A 22,398-nucleotide genomic window follows, 5' to 3' on the forward strand; every position below is an offset into this window, starting at 1 on the left:
TGGCTTCCTCCTTATAAATAGAAAATTGAGCGAGAATTAGAAACGCGGAAGCAGCCTCAAAAAAACTTTTTCCTGGCATTTCAAGGATCTCTGTTTGATACGGAACTCATTCCCTTAGTAGTATGAAATAAACATGGAGTTTTTATTAGAAAAATAGACAGCACTGACCAGAAGCCAGGCACCCATTTTTTTATGCATAACTGCAAGCTGCTAAAAACTCACATAAATAGTACATTCCAAAAGCCGTTCATCCCATTGCCAGTGCAAAATAAAAAACCTTCTCATTAGTGAAAAGGTTGAAAGCAAATCGATTCGCGCCTTTCACTCTTATCGTTCAAGGAATTACGTCCTTGCGTCAGGTTAGCACCTTTGCTGATTATTGCCTTTAGCAGGTTGCTGGGTTTCATAGGGCCTGTCCCTCCACCAGCTCGGGATAAGAGAGTATCCGTTCAAGGTTGAATCATACCGTACTTTATCGAATCATGTCAACAGATTTTCATTATTTTTCACAGTAAAATTTAGACTTTAAAAATTCAGCTTCATCCTTACAGAGAACAGCTTCCATCGTCACACTTTTTCTTTAGAAACTTATGCCTGTTTTTCGCAATCCATTTGTATATCGGATCGCCCAGTATTGGCGTCAATGGGAGATATAATAGGAGGCTGATTAAAAAAGAGGCAGGAAAGAGGAACAGCAGTCTTCTTACTGCAGAATAACCCTTTTTCACAACACCCGATGGGGTAATAATATGAAGCTCTCTGCGCAAATCAATCTTGGAAAACGAGAGCGAGTTCGGGATTTTTTCATACTCCTGCAGAGAAATCCATTCCACTTTATTCAGCCAATCGAGTTTTTTAAATATCTTCTTTGTTTCCTTGCATAAGGAACAAGTTCCATCATAGAGGGCAATAGTCTTCATTTTAGATCAGTCCCATGTTAAAATTAACACTTTCTTCTATATTAACATATACCAGTTATAAGGTGATTAAAGTGAATTACTTGTCCAATTATGACATTTTTATAACATGAATAAAAAAAATTCGTAATAGTATAGACTAATCATTTTAATGTGTTATACTATTTTCGAGATGTAATCACTTTCATAAAAAAAATCGGGAAAAAGGAAGGTATTCATCAGATGAACTCTGTAAGCATATCAAACGAATTGAGCGAATTACTAAATGGCAGCAACATTCAAGTGCAATTATCCGTTCCTCAGCTTGTGGAAAAAGTATTAAACCGCAATGAAGGGTCCCTTACCTCTACTGGTGCCGTACGCGCTACTACAGGAAAGTATACAGGACGTTCCCCTAAAGATAAATACATTGTTGAAGAAGCATCAAATAAAGACAAAATGGACTGGGGCAGCGTAAACCAGCCTATCTCTGAAGAAGCATTCTCTAATCTTTATAATAAAGTAATCAACTACTTAAAAGAAAAAGAAGAAGTATTTGTGTTCAAAGGCTTCGCAGGTGCTGATAAAAAACACCGCATGCCTATTCAGGTGATCAACGAATATGCCTGGCATAACCTTTTTGCACACCAGTTATTCATTCGTCCGGCAGAAGACGAGCTATTGGATCATCAGGCAGAGTTCACTGTCATTTCTGCGCCTAATTTCAAAGCAGACCCTGCTGTTGACGGCACAAAGTCCGAAACGTTCATTATCATTTCATTCGAGCGCCGCACTGTTTTAATTGGCGGGACAGAATATGCAGGTGAAATGAAAAAGTCCATCTTCTCTGTTATGAACTATATGCTACCAGAAAACGGAATCCTTCCAATGCACTGTTCCGCAAACGTTGGACGTGAAGGCGATGTGGCTTTATTCTTCGGCTTATCCGGAACTGGAAAAACAACTTTATCTGCAGACCCGAACCGCAAGCTGATCGGTGATGACGAGCATGGCTGGTCTGCTAATGGGGTATTCAATATTGAGGGCGGATGCTACGCGAAATGCATTAACTTATCCCGTGAAAAAGAACCGCAAATTTTTGATGCAATCCGCTTTGGTGCTGTGCTGGAAAATGTGGTGGTAAACAGCGAAACCCGCGTTGCAGATTACGATGACAGCACTTTAACTGAAAATACACGTGCGGCATACCAGCTTCAGGCTATCGATAATATCGTAGACCCAAGCATTGCCGGACACCCTAATACCATCGTATTTTTGACAGCTGACGCTTTTGGCGTATTGCCTCCAATCTCTAAACTATCAAAAGAGCAGGCAATGTACCATTTCTTAAGCGGCTATACATCCAAGCTTGCAGGAACTGAGCGCGGCATTACTTCACCGCAGGCAACGTTCTCAACTTGCTTTGGATCACCTTTCCTTCCGCTTCCTGCGAATCGTTATGCTGAAATGCTTGGCGAGAAAATCGATGAGCATAATGCAAAAGTCTTCCTTGTAAATACAGGATGGACTGGCGGAGAGTACGGAGTCGGTGAACGCATGAAGCTTGCCTACACTCGTGCTATGATAGAAGCTGCTCTCGAAGGTGAACTAAACAACGTAGAAACAATCAAGGACGAAATTTTCGGATTGGAAATTCCGCAGCACGTTACGGGAGTGCCTGATGAAGTTCTTCAGCCAAACAAAACATGGGCAGATCAGGCTGCTTATGAAGCAAAAGCAAAAGAGCTTGCTTCTAAATTCCGTGAAAACTTCAAGAAGTTTACAAGCGTTTCATCTGACATCGAAGAAAAAGGCGGACCAATCGCCTAATAGAAGAAAGAATTGCCGTTTTCGCGGCAATTCTTTTTTTTGTATTTAGCCTTAACGGAAGTGGTATTACAACCTCCAACGTATTGCCCAATTTGATTAAGTTCCTCTCACACTGTTTCACCATCGTTTAGTGGCACTATCCCCACTGATTAGTTCCTTTCACAACTTCTTTTCCTCGCCCAGTGGCTCTATTCCCACCGATTAGTTCCTTTCGCGGCTCCTTCTCTTCGCTCAGTGAAACTATTCCCGCTGATTAGTTCCCTTTGCGGCCCCTTTTCCGCACCAAGTGGCACTCACTTGCAATTTGCAGAAACACATAGAACAAAAAAGCACCGGACCAAGTCCAGGCGCTCTTCTAGTTTGTTGAGTTTAAGGAAACAAGCTGATAAGTAATGAGTGTCCGGCTGTTTTCCCATTCCACTTTTCGGATGACTCCCATTCCGTTCAGGTCGCCGTCAATTGTTCTTTTTACCTCGACCGGGATATCGAGCGGATATAATCTGTACCCTTCTTTGACTAGTGAAAAATAATTCTCATCAAGTCTTTTTTCCCTTCCCTTTGTAACGATCATTGTGTTCAGCTCTAAAGGCATACCCATTGGTATCTCTCCTTCATTCTTTATACTTTACTCTATTTTACCCCACCTTTTTATGCTCTGAAAGCCTTTAAGCGAAAATCATTTGTCATTCATGACTTTTCATCCATGCACCTAAATCCTCTACCGTCTTCCGGTTCACGGCTGGCGGAAAGTAGTGGGTATATTCAGGGAAATACCAGCTATCCACTTCTTTATTAAGAGCCTTAAGTCTTTTTTCAAGGCGATAGGAATGCTCCACAGAAACATTATGATCCTGTTCTCCATGAATGATTAGGACAGGTGCCTGCAGCTGCTCCAGCTGAAATAGCGGGGTGCGATATTTATATCGTTCCGGAAACTTTGTCGGAGTTCCGCCGATTACCCGTTTCATCATTCTCCTGAGATCCTTGCGCTCCACATAGGTGAGAAACATATCACTGACCCCTCCCCATGTTACAATGGACGCTGCTTGCGGAAACTCAATTGCAGTAAGCAATGCCATTACGCCCCCACGGGAAAAACCAAATATATGAACTCTTTTTACCCGGGCATGCTCCTGAAGAAGAGTAAACGCGGCAAACGCGTCCTGTCTGTCCTCCCCTGCAAAGTCTTCATTTCCATCTCCCCCTTGATTTCCTCTGTAAAAAGGCGCGAATACAATAAAACCTTCACAGGCAAACTGGACAATCCGGGATGGTCTTACTTTCCCGACATTTTTTATGCCTCCTCTCAGGTAAAGGAATCCATCATATAGGTCCTCCCCCTTTGGCTCTGCCAGCAGGCCTTTTATATGTAATCCATTTGCCTGATAGGTAACAACAGTTAATTCGATTGCCGGATTTGGCGAAGGGAATCTCTGTTTATTGATGATTTGGCCGTTCTTGAATTCCATGTTCTCATCCTCCCTCTTGAGGCTTCATTTTAGTCTGAGCTTTTAGCCCTTCTTCTAAAAATGTTTCCATGGGCATTCACACATTTTTTCGATTTTCATACGATATCCTAGGCATTTAAATCTGACTTTTTTAGCATAGGGAGGTCTTATGGCTTATGAAAAAATGGATGAAAGCAAGCATGCTGTTTTTGCTTGCGTTGATACTTATCGTTCCATTGGCAGCCTGCGGAAAGGATGAAATGCAAACTGTCCGCATTGCTGAAGTGACACGTTCCATCTTCTATGCTCCACAGTATGTAGCCCTTGAGAATGGCTTCTTTGAAGAAGAAGGGCTTAAAGTGGAGCTTACAACAACAGCCGGCGGAGATAAAACAATGACCGCGCTGCTGTCGGATAGCGCTGATATTGCGCTTGTAGGTTCAGAAACTTCCATTTACGTATCGGCTCAGGGATCCAATGATCCGGTCATTAACTTTGCACAGCTCACCCAAACGGATGGAACATTCCTGGTTTCCCGCAATAAAATCGATAACTTTTCATGGGATATGCTTGAGGGCAAAACATTTCTCGGGCAGCGTAAAGGCGGCATGCCGCAGATGGCCGGCGAGTTTGTATTGAAAAAGCATGGCATTGACCCGCACCAGGACTTGGATTTAATCCAAAATATTGATTATGCCAATATTGCTCCAGCTTTTGCTTCAGGCACCGGTGAATTTGTCCAGCTTTTTGAACCTACTGCAAGTGTATTTGAAAAAGAAGGCAAAGGATATATTGTTGCCTCTTTTGGAACCGAATCCGGACATATTCCTTATACCACATTCATGACAAAACAAAGCTATATTGATGAAAATAAGGAAACAGTTGAGAAATTTACAAGAGCGATTTATAAAGCACAGCAATGGGTTGAGCAGCACAGCGCGAAGGAAACGGCAGAAGCTATTCAAGGATATTTTGACAACACTGAGCTTGAAATCATTGAAATGGTAGTAGACCGCTATAAGAGTCAGGGGTCTTTCGCAACAGATCCTATTCTGGATACCGAAGAATGGGATAACCTGCAGAACATCATGGAAGAAGCCGGAGAGCTCCCTAAGCGCATAGAGCACGGCACACTTGTCAACACAGATATTGCTGAAGGGGTAATGAAGTAACTACACGAAAGAGGAGGCCGACATGGATTTCCTGAAAGTTGATGCTGTTCACCACACTTATTTTACGAAAACCTCTGCTGTCACGGCCCTCTCCGATGTTTCGCTTGAAGTGGAGGAAGGAGAATTTGTTTCCTTCCTCGGTCCAAGCGGATGCGGTAAGACAACATTGCTTTCTATCATAGCAGGCCTGTTTGAACCCACAGAAGGCACTGTCACACTTGAAGGAAAGCGGGTTGAAACAGCAGAAAATGAGATAGGCTATATGCTTCAGCAGGATTATCTTTTCCCCTGGAAGAACATTGAAGAAAATATATTGCTTGGGCTGAAAATCGGGAATAGCCTCACTCCTGACAAAAAAGCTTATGCACTGAAGCTCCTTCAGGAGATGGGACTAAAAGGTGTAGAGACACAGTTTCCGAAGCAGCTTTCAGGCGGAATGCGCCAGCGGGTTGCCCTTGTAAGAACACTTGCAACCGGGCCAAAGCTGCTTATGCTTGATGAACCCTTTTCCGCATTGGATTATCAAACCAAACTGAAGCTTGAGGATCTGGTCTCTGACACGCTTAAATCTTTCGGAAAAACAGCCATACTGGTTACACATGATATTGGTGAGGCAATCAGCATGAGTGATCGCGTTTTTCTCTTCTCCGCAAGGCCCGGACAGCTTCATAAGACATTCGTAATACCAAAAGAATTAAAAGATGAAACCCCTTTTAACGCAAGAAATCATGAAGCATATCCAGCGATTTTTCAAACTATATGGAAGGAGCTGGAGTCCCTTGAGCCCGCAGGAGAACGTTAAATTCCTCCACCAGAAATATATCCAATCGCTGAACCGTGAAAAGAAATGGGTCCGCTTCTATCAGGCTGTCATCTTTATCGTGTTTTTTTCAGGATGGGAGCTGGCAAGCCAAAAGCAATGGATTGACCCGCTAATTTTCAGTGCTCCGTCTAAAGTATGGGGATTATTTTTAACCAAAATACAGGATGGTACCTTGATGGTGGATTTAGGCTACACATTATCAGAAACCGTATTTGGATTCATTTTGGGCACTTTTTTAGGCACATTGCTTGCAGCCATCCTCTGGTGGTCACCCATGCTTTCCAAAATAGCGGATCCCTATTTGGTTGTCCTGAATTCAATGCCAAAGGTTGCTCTTGGCCCGATATTAATCGTCGCTTTAGGCCCGAGCTTTACTTCGATCGTTGCTATGGGTGCGATTATTTCCATCATCATCACAACCATAGTCGTATATACATCTTTCAAAGAAGTAGACCCTAATTATATTAAAGTGCTTCAGACCTTTGGAGCAAATCGATTTCAAATCTTCAGGGAAGCCATTTTGCCTGCTTCATTTCCGACTATCATTTCAACTTTAAAAGTGAATGTGGGGTTATCCTGGGTCGGGGTGATCGTCGGCGAATTCCTGGTATCCTCAAAAGGTCTTGGATACATGATTATTTACGGCTTCCAGGTATTCAACTTCACCCTGGTAATGCTTTCATTGCTTGTAATTGCTGTTTTTGCAACAGTGATGTATCAGCTGGTTGAACTGCTCGAGCGAAAACTGATAAAAAATGGGTCATAAAAAAAACGGCAGCGATAATGCCGTTTTTTACTTTCCCTGCATGATTTTTTCGAGGCTCTTTTCAACTACTTTATCCTTCATGATGAAGCTGTATTGACTGCTCCACCTGTCTTCCAGCAAGTTTCCCCCTGTCAGGATGGGACCGTTTGTTTCAAAATATTGATTTGTATTATTGAGGCTTTTCACCTCTGCGAAAAAAATAGCTTTGACAAAACGCTCTTCACCCAAGTTAACTTCATATTCACCAATAAAATGTAAATGATTTAAATCTGCTCCCGTTTCCTCGTATACTTCTCTTCTGGCTGCCTCTTCAAGAGACTCACCCTGTTCTCTTTTACCGCCAGGAAATTCCCATCCCCTCTTTTTATGATTCGTCAGCAGCCATTGGTCACCATAGCGGCAAATGACCAGAACATGTCCAGGCTCGATTCCGAATGCTTTTTTATTAAAAGAAATGCGCACTTTCCCGCCGTTTTCATCCAAAAAGGTTTCCATGCTTTCCCCTCACTCGATAATTAAGATTCTGTTGTTTTCATTATAAGGGTTAATCTATTATTTAAAAACTTTCTGGGGCTAAAGTATTAAATTACATTTTTTTGAAACTTTTCTCCTTTTTTTTCCGTAAAATTAGCTGACTAACATAAATAGAGGAGTGTATATCTTGAAAAAATCTCTTGCAATCCTTACCGGCTTCTTCATGATTTTAATGCTGACTGCATGTAATGAAACAGCCAAACCTGTTAATGACTCAGCAGCCGGCACAGAAAAGGAAGAAACCAAAACAGAAGAATCTTCTGAAATGACCTTGGAGGAAGTTTTAAAGAAATCAACTGAGGCTTCGGAAGAGCTTAAAAGCTTCTCAGTAAAAATGGATATGAGCCAGGAAATGAGCGCTGGTGCTGAAGGGGAAAATATGAATATCGATTCTGTCATTGATATGAATGTCACAACAGATCCGATGGCTTTTTATCAGAAAATGACAATGTCAATGGCAGGCGCAGAAGAATCCTATGATATTGAAAGCTATTTTACGGAAGAAGGTATGTTTCTTTATGATGCAGCCGGTCAGCAGTGGATGAAGTTCCCTAAAGAAATGTCTGATGATTTGCTTCAAATGTCCAGCCAGCAGACGAATCCGGGTGAGGAATTAAAAAAACTGCAGGAGTTTGTGGACGATTTCACCTTTGAACAGGATACAAAAAGCTATATCCTGAAATTGAAAGCCGATGGAGAAAAATTCAATGATTTTGTGAAGGAAACGGCAGCAGAAACGCTCCCGCCTGAACTGGCCGCCAATGGCGAAATGCTTGATAACATGAATATCAAAGGCGTGGAATATGAAATTGTGATTGATAAAGAAACTTTTTACCCGAGCGTGCTGAATATGATTATGGACATGGAAATCTCGGCAGAAGGCCAAAAAATCTCCATGAAGCAGAACATGAACGGCCAATACTCAAACTATAATAAAGTTGAGGCTATTACCGTTCCACAGGAAGTTCTTGATACAGCTGTGGAAATGGAAATGTAGAAAAGCTGAGGCGCCGCCTCAGCTTTTTATTTATGTTCCTCTTCTGTCAGTATTCCCATGCTTTCAATATGCTTTCTCGCTTCATCATCTCCAAGATCATAAATCATCCCATATATTTTTTTCATTGCGTCATCATAGGCATCGTTTTCACGGTCATAGTGGTATTGAACATAAGGAACATGGGCTCTGAAAAAATTTTGCCATTCTGTCGAATAGTTCTGGTCAAAATATTCTCTTAAGGCAATAATTTCATCATCATTTGCCTCAATTTTATAATTCCAGGTGGAGTCAGTGGCGCTTTGAGAAATCTCACCTGAACCAAGCGTTATATAATACGTCTTTTTATTTCCTTCCAATCCTGTCAGCCCCTTTTTTGTTCATTGCTGTGACGCAGATTCAACACCGGTTAGTTTTTCTTTGCATAGCACGATATTTTTCATTTCTATAGTTATCGTATCCCACATTTATGATAAAATTATACGAAATTACGATCATTCTTCTTAAGCTGACATATACTAAGTTTAACAATTGAAAGTCAGCCTTTCCAATTTACATGGGGTGAATATTTTTCTGCATCAGGGGTATTAAATTAAGTATACTATAGAAAACCGGAGTATTTTTTAAGGAGGTGTTATCATGAAACTGATTGATGAGCTATATGAACTTTACAGGAATAAGCTGACAGGTGATGAAGAGGATATCGATATGCTCGCTTTTGCCTTCTTAGAAGAAATGGACAGAGAAGACCTGCTGAATATTATCAAGGACCTTGATAATCAGGAATTATATGATTTAATGGGGCTTTATCTGATTGAGAGCTTAAAAGGGAAATTCGCCAGTGAAAATTACGGCCAGCGCAGAAGCCCGATCATTCACCACCGAAACATACACTAAACTATACATATCCGAATTTAGAATTACGATCCATATACTCGAAGGCGGCCAAAAGCCGCTTTTTTATTTTTCACAAATAAAAAGACCAGCCTTTCCAGCCAGTCTTTGTTTATTATCCAAGGTATGCTTTAAGCATCCAGATATGTTTTTTCAAGCTTTGCTTTACAGCAATCAGCATGTCGCCTGTTCCTTCATCTTTGGCTTCTTCTGCAAGCTCGATTGCTTCCTGAAGCTCGTCCACCATTTTTTCGAAGTCGTCAACGACAGATTGAACCATTTGTTCTTCATTTTCTTTTCCTGTCGCTTCTTTAAGGGAACTGATCTCCAGAACTTCCTTCATGGTTGCAACCGGTTTAGCCTCAAGAGCAAGGATTCTCTCAGCCAGTTCATCTACATGTACGTTGGCTTCATTATAAAGCTCTTCAAATTTTGCATGAAGGGTGAAAAAGTTTTTCCCCTTAATATACCAATGGTAATTGTGAAGCTTTACATATAGAACTGTCCAGTTTGCTACTTGCTGGTTAACAGCTTTTACTAATTCTTTACTCATAATAATCATCCTCCCAACAATAGAATACCCACATTGAGCGAATTAAAACCTGTACATGGCCATGGTGAAATTTTTCATTATTAAGCTGCTTTCATGGTAAAATATTGAGAGTAAAGGGGGAGAAAGATGTACACGGTATTAGTCATATCGATCATAATCGTGATTGTGGTTCTGCTGCTGAGCGTCATTACCACATCAAAGGCTTACCAATTCAAGCATACGGTAGACCCGATTGATCCGCTTCCTGACAGCGGGCGGGAACAAAAAGAGGCTGAAGAGGAGCAAGAAGATAACCAAAACCGTTCGTAAGCATACGCTATCATATAAACAGCCTCCGTACAGCCGGAGGTTTTCTTTTTAAAGGGACGGAAATATACATGTGGAGAGGACATTAAGATGGATATATACTCCGTGATGCTTACAGTATTTTTAGTATTAAATATTATCCTGGCTGTATTTGTTATCTTTCTCGAGCGGAGGGATGCAGGCGCTACATGGGCATGGCTCATGGTTTTGTTCTTTCTTCCTCTTCTTGGCTTTTTCATGTACCTCTTTTTTGGGCAGAATTTAACACGGAGAAAGATGTTCCAATGGGAAGACCGCAAAAAAATTGGAATTGATGAACTGCTGAACAACCAAATCAGAGGAATTAAGGAAAAGGATTTCCATTTCCGTAATGAAATCATTGAAAAATACAAAGACCTTATCTACATGCATCTTGTAAACAATGATGCAGTATTGACCCAAGATAACGAGGTCAAAATTTTTACAGACGGGAAAGAAAAATTCAATTCGCTTATAGAGGATATAAAAAGTGCAACCGATCATATTCACCTGCAATATTATATCTTCAAGAGAGACAATCTTGGGAAAAGCTTAATTACTCTCTTAACGGAAAAAGCCAGGGAAGGCGTTAAAGTCAGGCTTCTCTATGATGAACTCGGCTCAAGGAGCCTGCATAAAAGAGCATTTAAAGAGCTGATTGCTGCAGGAGGAGAAATTGAAGCTTTTTTCCCTTCGCGGCTGCATTTTATCAATTTAAGAATCAATTACCGGAACCATCGGAAAATTGCCATCATTGACGGACGGATTGGGTATGTTGGCGGTTTCAATGTCGGGGATGAATATCTCGGGCTGAATCCAAAGTTCGGGTATTGGCGTGATACCCACCTAAGAATCAGAGGAAGTGCTGTCCATTCTCTGCAGACCCGCTTTATCCTGGACTGGAACCAGGCTTCCCACCGCCATGATATTTTCTATGCTCCTGAGTTTTTTCCGCTGTGCGAGTCTCAGGATAGCGTAGGGATGCAGATTGTTACCAGCGGTCCTGATTCCGAATGGGAACAAATTAAAAATGGTTATATAAAAATGATTTCATCTGCACGTAAGTCCATTTATATCCAAACCCCATATTTCATTCCTGATGCAAGCCTCCTGGATGCCTTGAAAATAGCTGCATTGTCAGGTGTGGAAGTGAACATTATGATTCCGAATAAACCTGACCACATGTTTGTTTATTGGGCCACTTACTCCTATATTGGGGAAATGCTAAAAGTAAATGCAAATATCTATATATATGAAAATGGCTTCATACATGCAAAAACCCTGATTGTGGATGAAAAAGTAGCATCGGTAGGAACTGCGAATATAGACGTGAGAAGCTTCAGGCTCAATTTTGAGGTAAATGCTTTTATTTACGATCAGGATGTTTCAAAAGAACTGACTGAGAGCTTTAAGGAAGATGTCCAGCTTTCAGCAAACCTGACTGCAGAAGATTACAGAAAAAGAGCCTTAAAAATAAAATTGAAAGAATCCATTTCAAGGCTGCTATCGCCAATACTATAAAACGGGCTGAAAAAATCAGCCCGTTTTCTTTATCGCAGTCTAACGGGCAGTAAGACCCCCACTTCAAGACTCAGAAGAATCAAAGGAGGATAAGCGGGGGTCAAACTGCCCGTAAAGGCCCGATTGGTGAGATACAGTGAAACTTGCCGACGCGCATGCAGAGGCTTAGTTGAACCAATCGGGTTCGTAGTGTCGATTGATCGAAGCGCTAGCGGAGATCTTAGCGACACTAGAACGCGACTAACAATCAGTGGGGGATAAGGAAAACCCCCACTGATTGAAGTTTCACTTTATGCAAAAACCTGTTTCAAGTCATCCTTTGATTGCTGCAGCCAGAATCTCATAAGACGCTTTGCCCCTTCAAGATCATGAAGCTTTGCCTGCCCGCATTGCTTCTCATTTGCCGCGGGGATTTCGGTAATTTCAACTGCATCTTCCATTGTAGCTTCCAGCAGATCAATTATTTCTTCAACTGACGGCTCCCCGCTTACGACTAAATAATAGCCGGTCTGGCAGCCCATCGGGGATATATCAATAATGTCAAAATGCTCATATTTCTCTGCATGAGTCCGGATATTAAACGCAAGCAGATGCTCAAGTGTGTGAATGACATCGGGTTTCATCGCCTGTTTATTTGGCTGGCAGAACCGGATATCAAACTTGTTCACTAATCCATCACTGCCCACTTTATGGACACCGCAGTGCCTCACGTATGGAGCTTTAACAGCATTATGATCCAGCTCGAAACTTTCTACTGAAGGCATACAAAACACTCCCCTAAGGTTTTCCTTTTACTATAACATAATATCCGACTAAGTTCATCAAATTAATATGAAAATTATGACTTTTTCTTGATAATATGTTATTTTAAAAGAAATTATGTTTAACCGGGAAAGGTAATGCCATGCTTAAAAAGATACTAATTTCAATATTTCGTTTTTATCAAATTGTGATTTCCCCGCTCAAGCCTCCTACATGCCGGTTTTATCCCACGTGTTCCCATTATGGGCTTGAGTCAGTTAAGCGATTCGGCGCCTTCAAGGGCGGCTGGCTGACAATTAAACGGATCCTTAAATGTCATCCCCTTCATCCGGGCGGTGTCGATCTGGTCCCGGAGCAATGGCCCAAAAAGAATAAAAATTAATCCTCGTAACCGTCCACTACAAGGTCAAGCTTGCCTGTGCCAGGATGAATAACAAGTCCATGCACAGGCACATCTGCCGGCATCAGCGGATGCTTTTTCACCATATGTACGCTATGGGACACACTATCCTCTACATTTTCAAAACCTCTTAGCCAATCATCTGCAGCGATTCCTGAGTATGTCATCGTATCCAGTGCATCGTCGGTAATGCCTCTCTCCTTCATGCTGCTGACAACCGCATCAGCCTTCATTCCGCTCATACCGCAGTCATGATGGCCAATAACAAACACTTCTTTCGCCTGCAGCTGATAAACAGCTATTAATATGCTTCTCATAATACTTCCAAATGGATGGGTTACTAAGGCTCCCGCGTTCTTAATGATTTTCACATCACCGTTTTTTACATTTAGTGCTTTTGGCAAAAGCTCCACTAAACGTGTGTCCATGCAAGTCAGAATTACCATTTTCTTATTAGGGAATTTCGTTGTTTCAAACTCTTCGTACTTTTTTTCTTCAACAAATTGCTGGTTATGGTTTAAGATCTCTTCTAAAAGTTTCAATTGTTCCACTCCCTTTCTTTTTGTGAATACTTTGATTGTAAGAGCTATTCGCTCCCATACTTGACGAAAAAATGTCAATACTAATTAAGACCTTTCACTGGCCTCTATAATTATGATACATAAAGTAGGTGCTCCAAACAAATTTTTTCCTTGCTTTTTATCTGGATATTTTGTAAGATTACTAAGGGAAATCGTAATGGTTACGTATTAAAGGTCATAATTATACATTATTTAAAATATGGTCTGCACTTTAAATCGTAATAGATACGCTTTATGAAAAGGAGGAAAAAAAATGAAAAAGTCATTTTTGATATATATTCTAGGGCTAATCCTTGTTCTTTCTGGCTGTACAGGTGAAAAGAGAGAGGAGAGCAGCAGCGATAAAACTATGGTTTATACAACCGTTTATCCTCTACAATACTTTACAGAACAAATCGGAGGAGAAGCGATAGAAGTTGAAACCATCTACCCGCCGGGGTCGGATGAACACACCTTTGAACCTTCTCAAAAAGATATGATGAAGCTGGCCGATTCAGATCTATTCATTTTTATAGGACTGGGTCTTGAGGGTTTTGTGGAAAAGGCAAAAGAAACATTGAAAAATGAGAATGTTAAAATGGTCGCCGCAGGAGAAAATATTGAGTTTGTCCACTCAGATGTAAATCATGATCCTGCACATGAAGATGTAGAACATGCTGACGAAACGGAGCATGAAGATGAACATGCTGATGAAGCTGAGCATGAAGATGAACACGGAGCTGAATCATCTGAAGAGGACCATGATCATAACCATGGAGATATCGACCCCCATGTTTGGCTGGATCCTTTATACTCCAAGGAATTAGCTGAATCTATAAAAGATGCTTTAGTGGAACAGATGCCTGATCAGAAAGAGCAGTTTGAACAAAATTATATGGAGCTTGCAAAGAAGCTTGATAATCTTCATTATGATTTTGAACAGACAGTTCAAAGTGCAAAGCATAAGGAATTCATCGTTTCACACGCAGCATATGGCTATTGGGAAGAACGATATAGTCTGGATCAAATCAGTGTATCCGGTTTAAATTCTTCAAGCGAGCCTACTCAGAAAGAACTGCAGAAAATCATAGCAGAAGCAAAAGAACATGACTTAAAATATGTCTTTTTTGAACAGAATGTCAGCTCAAGACTGACTGAAATTCTGCAAAAAGAAATCGGCGCAGAACCGTTAATGCTTCATAATTTATCGGTCCTTACAGAAGAAAATATAACAGAAAATCAAACATTTTTTACACTCATGGAAGATAATCTGGCTTCATTGAAAAAAGCGCTAAATGAATAAGTTTTCACTAACCTCCCACATTGGGAGGTTTTTTCATTTCCTTAATATAGTTAATTCAGGAAAAGTTTACATAGTTATCTGTTTTTTGTAAAAACTATTTTCATTGAAGAAATTGAAGGGATGAAATGGCAATGAGTGATTTATTGATTGCGAGGTCTTTATTTGGGACTACAATGGGCTTTCATATTATTTTTGCAACAATTGGAGTTGGCTTGCCGCTGATGATGCTGACAGCGGAACTTCTTTACCAGAAAACGAAGGATCATGATTACGTCATTATGGCAAAAAGGTGGACCAAGGCATTTGCAGTGCTGCTTGGAGTAGGAATTCCGACAGGAACCATAGCAGGGACTCAGCTTTCCCTTTTATGGCCTGGTTTTATGGAGGTTATCGGCAAGGTGATGGCATTGCCATTCCAGATTGAAATCTACGCTTTCTTTATTGAAGCTTTATTTATGTCAATTTATGTGTATGCTGCCGAAAGAATTCCTCCATGGATGCGGATATCCAGCCTTGTACTGGTTGCCCTTGGCGCTTTCGCCTCTGCTGTTCTGATAACCAATGTTCACGCATTTGAAGGTACCCCTCAGGGCTTCAGGATTGTTGATGGGGAAATTGTTGATATCGATCCATGGGCAGCATTTTTTAACCCAAGCTTTATTGTTACAGCTGGCCATGTGGCACTGTCAGCATATACAACAGGGGCATTTGTTGTAGCGTCAGTTGCTGCTTTTAAAATGCTGAGAACTCCATTCGGAACACGCGTATATAAATTTCATAAAAAAGCACTTATGCTGAGTGTGATTGTCGGCGGAATTTTTTCTTTTCTAACGGCTATAAACGGGCATGAATCGGCTCAATACCTGCATGAATACCAGCCGGAAAAACTTGCAGCAGCAGAGGGATTGTTTGAAACACAATCCTATGCTCCCCTTGCGATCGGAGGATTTACAGACCGTGAAACACAGAGAGTTAAGTGGGGAATCGAAATTCCATGGGCACTAAGCTTTTTGGCGGGCAACAGCTTTGACACCGTTGTAGTGGGTCTGAATGATTTTCCTGAAGAAGAGTGGCCTCCGCTTTTTGTTCATACTCTCTTTAATGCGATGGTCGGAATTGGTTCATTGCTCATATTATTATCTCTTATTGCTTTCGTATGGAATAAATTTCTGAAAAGAGACCATTTTCCGCGCTTCCTCATGTGGGCATTTGTTGCCTCTGGCCCGCTCGCAGTTCTTGGAATAGAATTCGGGTGGGTATTTGCCTGTACCGGCCGTCAGCCCTGGACCATCTACCGGGTGCTGTCCACCGCTGATTCTGTTACGACAGCTGAGAATCTGGGGATTTTATTTATTCTTTTTGCCCTCGTGTATGCAGTGCTTGGAGTAGCAGTTGTGTTTGTTATGCTTTACTACTTTAAAAAGAATACCGTAATAGATGATATAAATAGAGCCGAACAGAGAAACGTTCCTCTATACGGATCAAATACATGAAGGAGTGAATCCAATGGCGGAAGAATTACTGGCCATCACAGTGTTATGGGGATTCGTCTTTATATATGCGGTTATGGCGACGATGGATTTTGGCGCAGGCTTCTGGTCCATGATTTACTTTAATCGGCCCAAAATAAAGGCGACAAATGTAGCAAACCGCTATTTGTCTCCTACCTGGGAAGTGACAAACACCTTTATCGTTGCAATTGTAGTGGCAGTTTATAGCCTTTTTCCGACTGCAGCCTACACACTGGGAACCGTACTTCTAATTCCAGGCAGCATCATATTGCTCCTGCTGGCGATCCGCAGTGCATTCCTGGTGTTTTCCAACATTGCTGAAGAATACAGGAAGCCGCTTACCTATATTTCAGGCCTATCCGGAATCCTTATCCCCGGATTGCTGATCAGCGTTTTGCCCATCACCCATGGAGATTTTGTTGAATTTAGTGATGGCAGGCAATCTCTGGACCTGGCGCATCTTTTTACAAGCCCGAACGAATATGCTTTTATCGGCTTTGCAATCAGCAGCACTTTGTTTTTGTCTTCCCTTCTCCTCGCGGACTACTCAAAAGCCTCGGAAGAGATGGAAGCTTACTCAGTATACCGCAGGGATGCAATCGTGCTTGGGCCAATTTCAATCATAATGGCATTTCTTATTATGTTTACTTTGAAAAGAGAAGCATTTTGGATTTATGAAAAGATGATAGATGATATGCCTTTGCTTTTGCTGTCTCTTGGATTGTTTCTAATAGGAGGGCTTGCTCTGTTCCTTCCATCCGTAAACAAAAAAGGAGTTAGGGGAATTCCCAGATTGGCGGTTATTGCCATAACCCTCCAATACCTTGCTGCCAGCTATGCATATGGAAAAGCTCATCTTCCCTATATCGTCTACCCTGAAGTGACTATTGCTTCTGCGTTTACTGATCCAAGCTCATTCCGGGCCATATTTGCCACCTATATCGCAGGATTCCTTATCCTTTTCCCCGGGTTCATATACTTTTGGAGCCTTTTCATGAACGACAAACGATATCTTCGGCAAAAACAAACCAAAGACCCGGCTTGATCTTCCTGCAAATGCCATGACTGAACAAAAAAAGCACTGCAGAAAATAAAGAAGTGACATGCTCCGGAAATTTATCAATTTCAATGTGGTCACAAATCTCTGTTAAGGGGTGTTTGAAAATGGCACAAGACGTACTATGTGAAGTTAATAACTGTGCTTTCTGGAAAAATGGAAACCGATGCAGCGCAGACCAGATATACGTAGTCAGCCATACTGGCAAAACGGCAGACGACACCAAAGAAACAGACTGCAAAACGTTCGAACCGCATTAATGGTGACAGGCACCGCCCGAATTTTGTCAAATTCCGGCAATGCCATTAATGCACACTGCAAAAGCGGTGCATGTGCTGCACCGCTTTTTTTTAATATAAATTAGTTTATTATTTTTTTTACCGGGAATGTATATAATAACAATAACTAATAGGAGTGATACATATGTTATCAACCGTTATTTTGCTTGGAGCTGCTTTTGCCGCTGCTGCTGGATTAAGCTCCTTTGCCATTAAAGAAGATTCATTTATTAAAGACGAAATTACTCAATAATTGATTATAGAAGGCGCTATGGATGCGCCTTATTTTTTTGCAATTAAACGAAAAGCCGCAGTTCTGCCAAAATAGAACTGCGGTCTTATGCTACAAGACAAAGCTTTCCTTTGAAATTGTAACTTCACTCAGTCTTTTCTCATTAATCTCATAACCAATCCCCGGTTTATCAGGAACCCTTATTATCCCGTTTTTAACGGTGACTTCAGGGAGAATAATATCTTCCTCCCAATACCTTTCTGACGCTGAAATATCACCGGGAATGGCAAAGCCCTCCAAAGAAGCCAGCGCAATATTATGTGCACGGGAGATTCCGAACTCGAGCATACCTCCACACCAGACTGCGATCCCTTTATCCAGACAATAATCATGAATCTTCTTTGCTGTCCCTAAACCTCCAACCCTGCCAATCTTAATATTAATTACTTTACAGCTCCCCAGTTCGGCCGCTCTTCGGGCATCATTAAAGGTGACGATACTTTCATCAAGACAAATCGGTGTTTCCAATTCCTTCTGAAGCTTTGCATGATCAACAATATCATCATATTCAAGCGGCTGTTCAATCATCATAAGCCCGAAGTCATCAAGCCTTTTTAAATGATCTATATCATCCAATGAGTAAGCTGAATTCGCATCAGCCATGATTGGCAGATCTGGGTAAAAGCGGCGGATCTCTGAGATCAATTCATAATCATTTTCGGGGCTGATCTTAATTTTGACCCTTTGATAGCCGCTTTCCAGATAGTTTTCAATTTGTCTTCTTACTTCTTCCTTTGTTTTGGCACCAACAACCACACCGGATAGGATCTGTTCCCTCTTACCGCCTATAAATTTAGAAAGTGAAATATCTTCTTTTTTGGCAGCCAGGTCCCATAGGGACGTTTCCAGCGCTGCTTTCGACATTTGATTCCTTCTCAGAGCATCAAAAACACTTCCTGCATCAGAAGGATGCTTTATATCCGCATTACGCAAGATTGGGATAAGAAACTCCTTTAGCACATGATAGCTCGTCTCAACCGTTTCCTCTGTATACCAGGGGGAAGAAAAGGCGACTCCTTCCCCGTATCCCTTCCGTCCTTCTGTATCAATTACTTCAACTATAATTCCCTCTCTGTCCTTAACAGTTCCTAAATGAGTGGAAAATGGCGTTTTTAGAGGCATCGCAATTTTATATAAAGTAACTGTTTTTATATCCATGCTATTTCCCGCTTTCCTCTAGCAGTTCGCGAAGCTTCCTTCTTAATATCTTCTTAGAAGCATTCCTGGGAATTTCATTAATCATGATGATCTTTTTAGGCACTTTATACTTTGCCAGCTTTTCTAAGCAGTACTCAACCACTTCTTTTTTATCCAGGCTTTCTTCTCCGGCAATAAAGGCAACCGGCACTTCACCCCAAACCTTGTCCTTCATGCCAATCACTCCTGCATCCGATATTTGGGAGTGTGAAGCAAGAACACCCTCGATTTCAGCAGGATAGATATTTTCCCCGCCTGAAATGATTAAGTCTGACCGCCGATCAAGTACATATAAAAAGCCTTCTTGATCGACATAGCCTATGTCTCCGGTTGAGAGCCAGCCATCCTTTATTTTTTTCTCAGTTTCTTCTTCAAGGTTTAAATACCCTTTCGTCACATTCGGACCTTTCACAAGTATCTCACCCGCTTCTCCGGGATTCGCAAGCTCCCCATTCGGATTAGCAATTTTCAGCTGGGAAGGGAATAAAGGCTTACCGGCCGAACCCAATTTGCTGAAACTGTATTCGGGAGCCAGAGTAACAATCTGTGACGAAGTTTCCGTCATTCCGTAAGTCTGGTAAACTGGAATATCCTTCTCCCTGCAAACTTCCAGAAGAGATTTCGCTGCTGGACCTCCCCCTAATAACATACATCTGAAATAGTCCGGCAGCCGGTCATCTTTTAGTTCATCTGCAATCCTGGTGAGCATCGTACTCACAACAGACATGATGGTCACTTTTTCGACGGAAATGGCCTTGATGGCTTTCTTTTCATCGAAAGATTCAAAAAGAACCATTTTCATGCCGTAGATGATGCTTCGCATTAGGATAGAATAGCCGCTAATATGAAAAATCGGGACAGCACACAGCCAGCTGTCGGTTTCATTCAGCCCTAAGTTTAATGCAGAACCCACAGCACTCCACCAGTGATTACCGTAGGTTTGCTGTACACCTTTCGGATTGCCCGTTGTACCGGATGTATACATGACGGTACACACCTCATCAAGATTTATTTCCTCTATTAATGCAGGTTCGTCAGGATCTTTCCTGAAGAGCTCTTCTTTATGTATCGCTGAAATTCCCCGTAAAGAGCTTACAACCTTTTGGCTAATTCCATCAAAGGAACTCTCTGTTAAAAGGAAAGCGGACTTTGAATCATCCAGTTGCCAAATTAATTCCTCGGCAGTCAGCCTGTTATTTAATATAACGGCCTTAACATCGATTAGCTGCAGAGCCAAAAGGATAAAAACAGTGTCTTCATGATTACGCAGGAGCACACCTGCAAACTGGCCTCCCGATAATCCAGCTGCCTGTAATTGCCCTGCTATCATGTATGCACAATCATATACTTCGGAAAATGTATAGGTTTTTTCCAAAAAAGAAAGGGCTGGGCGTTCAGGTGTTAAGAATGCCCGCTTTTGAAGAAAATTCGGCACTATTTGAGCTTCCATCCTAAAACCTCATTTCATGCGATTCTTTCATATAAAAACAGCCTGATGGACTGGCCATCAAGCTGAAAAATAGTATACTCCTCAAAATCAAGGGAAACGCGGGAATTGGCCAAAGTCCGGCTTACGCTTCTCTTTGAATGCGTCACGGCCTTCTTTCGCTTCATCCGTTGTATAGTATAGAAGAGTTGCATCACCGGCAAATTGCTGGATTCCAGCAAGTCCATCCGTATCGGCATTGAAGGCAGCCTTCAAGAAACGGATAGCAGTCGGGCTCTTCTCCAGGATTTCTTCACACCACTTAATTGTTTCTTCTTCCACTTTCTCAAGCGGCACAACCGTATTAACAAGCCCCATATCCAGAGCTTCCTCGGCACCGTACTGGCGGCACAGATACCAAATTTCGCGTGCTTTCTTATGGCCGACGATTCTTGCAAGATATCCTGAACCGTAACCTGCATCAAAGCTTCCCACTTTAGGTCCTGTTTGTCCAAATACAGCGTTATCAGCTGCAATCGTTAAGTCACATACGATATGAAGGACATGGCCTCCGCCAATCGCATAGCCTTTTACCATCGCAATAACCGGCTTAGGAATGACACGGATTAAGCGCTGAAGATCCAGAACATTTAAACGAGGGATCTGGTCATCCCCTACATATCCGCCATGTCCTCTGACAGATTGGTCTCCGCCTGAACAAAATGCTTTGTCTCCTGCACCCGTTAGGACAATAACACCTACATTTTCATCATCACGTGCGAACGCAAATGCATCAATTAATTCCATTACCGTTCTTGGAGTAAAGGCATTATGGACTTGTGGTCTATTGATGGTAATTTTCGCAATTCCATTGTATGTTTCATACATGATTTCTTCGTACTTTTTACCTGCAACCCATTCTACAGCTGACATACATGAATCCTCCTCAATATGTATTGTATTAGATAGGGTGATAATTGCCGCACAGCTTTGCGCCAGCATGGGACATCATTCCTCAATCTTTACTGCTTTTGTATTAATCTCCCCTGATTGCGACAAAAACCCACTTACTATTGTACCAAATATTTCAGGTTTCTCCACATGAATTGCATGTCCTGCATTTTTAACGGACATCCACTGAGTATTTGGCAAAGCTTTCGACATCTCTTCTCCAATTCTGCAGAATTTTTGGTCCAGCTCTCCTGTCAATAGAAGGACTGGCATTTTCAGATTACCGAGCTCCTCCCACCAGGATGGCTGTGAGCCGGTGCCCATGCCATTCAGGCTGTTTGCCAGACCATCAATAGAATTGGCCATACGCTGGTTTCTTATTCTTGTGCGGATTTCATCAGGAAGATTTCTTTGGCTTTGAAATAAGGGGATATTCTCCCAATAGCCGATAAAATTCTCAATGCCTTCCTTCCTGATCCTGTCAGCCAGCCTGGCATCCTGAACTCTTCTTTCATGCCTCTCCTCTTCTGTCCTAAGCCCTGGAGATGCACTTTCCAAAATCAGCGTGCGGACTTTTTCAGGATATTTAACTGCAAAAGTCAGCGCAAGCCGGCCGCCCATGGAATATCCAAGAACATCAATTTTCCCGATTCCCATCTCTTCTAAGAAACTGTTTATCACAGCAGCAGACTCTTCTATTTGATAATGGCCAATATCAGATGGTGCTTCCGACTTCCCATGACCGATGATATCCATAGCTATTGTCTTCGAATGACCTTCCCAGAATGGAGCGAACTCTTTCCAGCCCTCACTATTTCCCGTGAAGCCATGAAGCAGCAGGAGCGGAAATCCCTTACCCCACGTATCGACATTGTAGTGAACTCCATTCATGACATATTTCATCGG

The 22,398-nt window shown here is 41.8% G+C and carries 25 protein-coding genes and 1 riboswitch; of the genes, 13 read left to right on the forward strand and 12 right to left on the reverse strand.

Features of this window, described 5'->3' with window-relative positions; translation table 11 throughout:
• Positions 1-324: 324 nt before the first annotated feature.
• A riboswitch (SAM riboswitch) is annotated at positions 325-440 on the reverse strand.
• A gap of 105 nt (positions 441-545) precedes the next feature.
• Positions 546-920, reverse strand: coding sequence for a thiol-disulfide oxidoreductase DCC family protein (locus tag PBF_RS13765; protein ID WP_035330403.1), 375 nt, complete (start codon positions 918-920; stop codon positions 546-548).
• 219 nt (positions 921-1,139) lie between these two features.
• Here PBF_RS13765 and pckA point away from each other — a divergent pair, with 219 nt between their 5' ends.
• A complete protein-coding gene (gene pckA, locus PBF_RS13770; RefSeq protein ID WP_035330404.1) occupies positions 1,140-2,726 on the forward strand; it encodes a phosphoenolpyruvate carboxykinase (ATP) in 1,587 nt (528 codons plus the stop codon).
• 355 nt (positions 2,727-3,081) lie between these two features.
• Here the strand turns inward: pckA and PBF_RS13775 are convergent, their stop codons facing one another.
• Together PBF_RS13775 and PBF_RS13780 are read right to left on the reverse strand one after the other, a co-directional pair.
• Entirely contained in the window at positions 3,082-3,324 is a 243-nt protein-coding gene (locus PBF_RS13775) for a DUF2584 domain-containing protein (protein WP_035330406.1), read from the reverse strand.
• Positions 3,325-3,409: 85 nt separating this feature from the next.
• The gene (locus PBF_RS13780; RefSeq protein WP_035330407.1) at positions 3,410-4,195 is read right to left on the reverse strand and encodes an alpha/beta hydrolase family protein; all 786 of its coding nucleotides are present in this window, start codon (positions 4,193-4,195) and stop codon (positions 3,410-3,412) included.
• A 155-nt stretch (positions 4,196-4,350) separates the two neighbouring features.
• Between PBF_RS13780 and PBF_RS13785 the strand changes: the two genes are divergently transcribed.
• Genes PBF_RS13785 through PBF_RS13795 form a run of 3 tightly spaced genes read left to right on the forward strand, consistent with a single transcriptional unit; the run spans position 4,351 to position 6,935 of the window.
• Positions 4,351-5,346: an ABC transporter substrate-binding protein gene (locus PBF_RS13785; RefSeq protein WP_035330408.1), complete on the forward strand. Its 996-nt coding sequence runs from the start codon at positions 4,351-4,353 to the stop codon at positions 5,344-5,346.
• Positions 5,347-5,368: 22 nt separating this feature from the next.
• On the forward strand, positions 5,369-6,148 hold the full coding sequence (locus PBF_RS13790) for an ABC transporter ATP-binding protein (RefSeq protein WP_035330409.1): 780 nt from the start codon (positions 5,369-5,371) through the stop codon (positions 6,146-6,148).
• Entirely contained in the window at positions 6,126-6,935 is an 810-nt protein-coding gene (locus PBF_RS13795) for an ABC transporter permease (protein ID WP_035330410.1), read from the forward strand. The genes PBF_RS13790 and PBF_RS13795 overlap by 23 nt, the downstream gene beginning before the upstream one ends.
• Positions 6,936-6,962: 27 nt before the next feature.
• Here the strand turns inward: PBF_RS13795 and ytkD are convergent, their stop codons facing one another.
• Entirely contained in the window at positions 6,963-7,430 is a 468-nt protein-coding gene (gene ytkD, locus PBF_RS13800; RefSeq protein WP_035330411.1) for an RNA deprotection pyrophosphohydrolase, read from the reverse strand.
• 157 nt (positions 7,431-7,587) lie between these two features.
• Between ytkD and PBF_RS13805 the strand changes: the two genes are divergently transcribed.
• On the forward strand, positions 7,588-8,466 hold the full coding sequence (locus tag PBF_RS13805; RefSeq protein ID WP_051488875.1) for a DUF6612 family protein: 879 nt from the start codon (positions 7,588-7,590) through the stop codon (positions 8,464-8,466).
• Between the two features lie 26 nt (positions 8,467-8,492).
• Here PBF_RS13805 and PBF_RS13810 read toward each other — a convergent pair whose 3' ends face one another.
• A complete protein-coding gene (locus PBF_RS13810) occupies positions 8,493-8,822 on the reverse strand; it encodes a hypothetical protein (protein WP_035330413.1) in 330 nt (109 codons plus the stop codon).
• A gap of 280 nt (positions 8,823-9,102) precedes the next feature.
• On the opposite strand from PBF_RS13810, the gene PBF_RS13815 reads away from it, so the two are divergent.
• Complete coding sequence (locus PBF_RS13815) at positions 9,103-9,360, forward strand: DUF6154 family protein (protein WP_035330414.1); 258 nt, start codon at positions 9,103-9,105, stop codon at positions 9,358-9,360.
• Between the two features lie 112 nt (positions 9,361-9,472).
• On the opposite strand, the gene PBF_RS13820 is transcribed toward PBF_RS13815, so the two are convergent.
• Positions 9,473-9,910: a Dps family protein gene (locus PBF_RS13820; protein ID WP_035330416.1), complete on the reverse strand. Its 438-nt coding sequence runs from the start codon at positions 9,908-9,910 to the stop codon at positions 9,473-9,475.
• Between the two features lie 126 nt (positions 9,911-10,036).
• Between PBF_RS13820 and ytzI the strand changes: the two genes are divergently transcribed.
• The gene (ytzI, locus tag PBF_RS13825; RefSeq protein WP_035330417.1) at positions 10,037-10,219 is read left to right on the forward strand and encodes a YtzI protein; all 183 of its coding nucleotides are present in this window, start codon (positions 10,037-10,039) and stop codon (positions 10,217-10,219) included.
• A gap of 87 nt (positions 10,220-10,306) precedes the next feature.
• A complete protein-coding gene (cls, locus tag PBF_RS13830) occupies positions 10,307-11,755 on the forward strand; it encodes a cardiolipin synthase (RefSeq protein WP_035330418.1) in 1,449 nt (482 codons plus the stop codon).
• Positions 11,756-12,045: 290 nt separating this feature from the next.
• On the opposite strand, the gene PBF_RS13835 is transcribed toward cls, so the two are convergent.
• Positions 12,046-12,519, reverse strand: a complete 474-nt coding sequence (locus PBF_RS13835; RefSeq protein ID WP_035330419.1) for an S-ribosylhomocysteine lyase — start codon at positions 12,517-12,519, stop codon at positions 12,046-12,048.
• A gap of 140 nt (positions 12,520-12,659) precedes the next feature.
• Here PBF_RS13835 and yidD point away from each other — a divergent pair, with 140 nt between their 5' ends.
• Positions 12,660-12,899, forward strand: a complete 240-nt coding sequence (gene yidD, locus PBF_RS13840) for a membrane protein insertion efficiency factor YidD (RefSeq protein WP_035330420.1) — start codon at positions 12,660-12,662, stop codon at positions 12,897-12,899.
• On the opposite strand, the gene PBF_RS13845 is transcribed toward yidD, so the two are convergent.
• Entirely contained in the window at positions 12,896-13,459 is a 564-nt protein-coding gene (locus tag PBF_RS13845; protein ID WP_035330421.1) for a beta-class carbonic anhydrase, read from the reverse strand. The genes yidD and PBF_RS13845 overlap by 4 nt on opposite strands.
• A 292-nt stretch (positions 13,460-13,751) precedes the next feature.
• Between PBF_RS13845 and PBF_RS13850 the strand changes: the two genes are divergently transcribed.
• The 4 genes from PBF_RS13850 to PBF_RS25195 all read left to right on the forward strand — a co-directional run bounded on the left by PBF_RS13850 (position 13,752) and on the right by PBF_RS25195 (position 17,608).
• Positions 13,752-14,780: a metal ABC transporter solute-binding protein, Zn/Mn family gene (locus PBF_RS13850; protein ID WP_035330422.1), complete on the forward strand. Its 1,029-nt coding sequence runs from the start codon at positions 13,752-13,754 to the stop codon at positions 14,778-14,780.
• A 131-nt stretch (positions 14,781-14,911) separates the two neighbouring features.
• On the forward strand, positions 14,912-16,273 hold the full coding sequence (locus tag PBF_RS13855; protein WP_035330423.1) for a cytochrome ubiquinol oxidase subunit I: 1,362 nt from the start codon (positions 14,912-14,914) through the stop codon (positions 16,271-16,273).
• Between the two features lie 13 nt (positions 16,274-16,286).
• The gene (locus PBF_RS13860) at positions 16,287-17,336 is read left to right on the forward strand and encodes a cytochrome d ubiquinol oxidase subunit II (RefSeq protein ID WP_035330424.1); all 1,050 of its coding nucleotides are present in this window, start codon (positions 16,287-16,289) and stop codon (positions 17,334-17,336) included.
• Positions 17,337-17,455: 119 nt separating this feature from the next.
• Complete coding sequence (locus tag PBF_RS25195) at positions 17,456-17,608, forward strand: DUF1540 domain-containing protein (RefSeq protein WP_064503415.1); 153 nt, start codon at positions 17,456-17,458, stop codon at positions 17,606-17,608.
• 361 nt (positions 17,609-17,969) lie between these two features.
• On the opposite strand, the gene menC is transcribed toward PBF_RS25195, so the two are convergent.
• The 4 genes from menC to menH all read right to left on the reverse strand — a co-directional run bounded on the left by menC (position 17,970) and on the right by menH (position 22,395).
• A complete protein-coding gene (gene menC / locus PBF_RS13865) occupies positions 17,970-19,076 on the reverse strand; it encodes an o-succinylbenzoate synthase (RefSeq protein ID WP_035330425.1) in 1,107 nt (368 codons plus the stop codon).
• Position 19,077: 1 nt separating this feature from the next.
• Positions 19,078-20,565 carry an o-succinylbenzoate--CoA ligase gene (locus tag PBF_RS13870; protein ID WP_035330426.1) on the reverse strand — a complete coding sequence of 496 codons (1,488 nt, stop codon included), beginning with the start codon at positions 20,563-20,565 and terminating at the stop codon, positions 19,078-19,080.
• Positions 20,566-20,652: 87 nt separating this feature from the next.
• Positions 20,653-21,474, reverse strand: a complete 822-nt coding sequence (menB, locus tag PBF_RS13875; protein ID WP_035330427.1) for a 1,4-dihydroxy-2-naphthoyl-CoA synthase — start codon at positions 21,472-21,474, stop codon at positions 20,653-20,655.
• Positions 21,475-21,549: 75 nt separating this feature from the next.
• On the reverse strand, positions 21,550-22,395 hold the full coding sequence (gene menH, locus PBF_RS13880) for a 2-succinyl-6-hydroxy-2,4-cyclohexadiene-1-carboxylate synthase (RefSeq protein WP_035330455.1): 846 nt from the start codon (positions 22,393-22,395) through the stop codon (positions 21,550-21,552).
• Positions 22,396-22,398: the final 3 nt, after the last annotated feature.

Origin of the sequence: Cytobacillus firmus DS1, from assembly GCF_000565285.1 — a bacterium.
Lineage (GTDB): Bacteria > Bacillota > Bacilli > Bacillales > Cytobacillaceae > Cytobacillus > Cytobacillus firmus_A.

Coding starts and splice junctions, on each gene's coding strand:
- PBF_RS13765 (WP_035330403.1), bottom strand. CDS start 920: ATGAAGACTATTGCCCTCTATGATGGAACTTGTTCCTTATGCAAGGAA.
- pckA (WP_035330404.1), top strand. CDS start 1,140: ATGAACTCTGTAAGCATATCAAACGAATTGAGCGAATTACTAAATGGC.
- PBF_RS13775 (WP_035330406.1), bottom strand. CDS start 3,324: ATGGGTATGCCTTTAGAGCTGAACACAATGATCGTTACAAAGGGAAGG.
- PBF_RS13780 (WP_035330407.1), bottom strand. CDS start 4,195: ATGGAATTCAAGAACGGCCAAATCATCAATAAACAGAGATTCCCTTCG.
- PBF_RS13785 (WP_035330408.1), top strand. CDS start 4,351: ATGAAAAAATGGATGAAAGCAAGCATGCTGTTTTTGCTTGCGTTGATA.
- PBF_RS13790 (WP_035330409.1), top strand. CDS start 5,369: ATGGATTTCCTGAAAGTTGATGCTGTTCACCACACTTATTTTACGAAA.
- ytkD (WP_035330411.1), bottom strand. CDS start 7,430: ATGGAAACCTTTTTGGATGAAAACGGCGGGAAAGTGCGCATTTCTTTT.
- PBF_RS13815 (WP_035330414.1), top strand. CDS start 9,103: ATGAAACTGATTGATGAGCTATATGAACTTTACAGGAATAAGCTGACA.
- PBF_RS13820 (WP_035330416.1), bottom strand. CDS start 9,910: ATGAGTAAAGAATTAGTAAAAGCTGTTAACCAGCAAGTAGCAAACTGG.
- ytzI (WP_035330417.1), top strand. CDS start 10,037: ATGTACACGGTATTAGTCATATCGATCATAATCGTGATTGTGGTTCTG.
- cls (WP_035330418.1), top strand. CDS start 10,307: ATGGATATATACTCCGTGATGCTTACAGTATTTTTAGTATTAAATATT.
- PBF_RS13835 (WP_035330419.1), bottom strand. CDS start 12,519: ATGCCTTCAGTAGAAAGTTTCGAGCTGGATCATAATGCTGTTAAAGCT.
- yidD (WP_035330420.1), top strand. CDS start 12,660: ATGCTTAAAAAGATACTAATTTCAATATTTCGTTTTTATCAAATTGTG.
- PBF_RS13850 (WP_035330422.1), top strand. CDS start 13,752: ATGAAAAAGTCATTTTTGATATATATTCTAGGGCTAATCCTTGTTCTT.
- PBF_RS13855 (WP_035330423.1), top strand. CDS start 14,912: ATGAGTGATTTATTGATTGCGAGGTCTTTATTTGGGACTACAATGGGC.
- PBF_RS13860 (WP_035330424.1), top strand. CDS start 16,287: ATGGCGGAAGAATTACTGGCCATCACAGTGTTATGGGGATTCGTCTTT.
- PBF_RS25195 (WP_064503415.1), top strand. CDS start 17,456: ATGGCACAAGACGTACTATGTGAAGTTAATAACTGTGCTTTCTGGAAA.
- menC (WP_035330425.1), bottom strand. CDS start 19,076: ATGGATATAAAAACAGTTACTTTATATAAAATTGCGATGCCTCTAAAA.
- PBF_RS13870 (WP_035330426.1), bottom strand. CDS start 20,565: ATGGAAGCTCAAATAGTGCCGAATTTTCTTCAAAAGCGGGCATTCTTA.
- menB (WP_035330427.1), bottom strand. CDS start 21,474: ATGTCAGCTGTAGAATGGGTTGCAGGTAAAAAGTACGAAGAAATCATG.
- menH (WP_035330455.1), bottom strand. CDS start 22,395: ATGAAATATGTCATGAATGGAGTTCACTACAATGTCGATACGTGGGGT.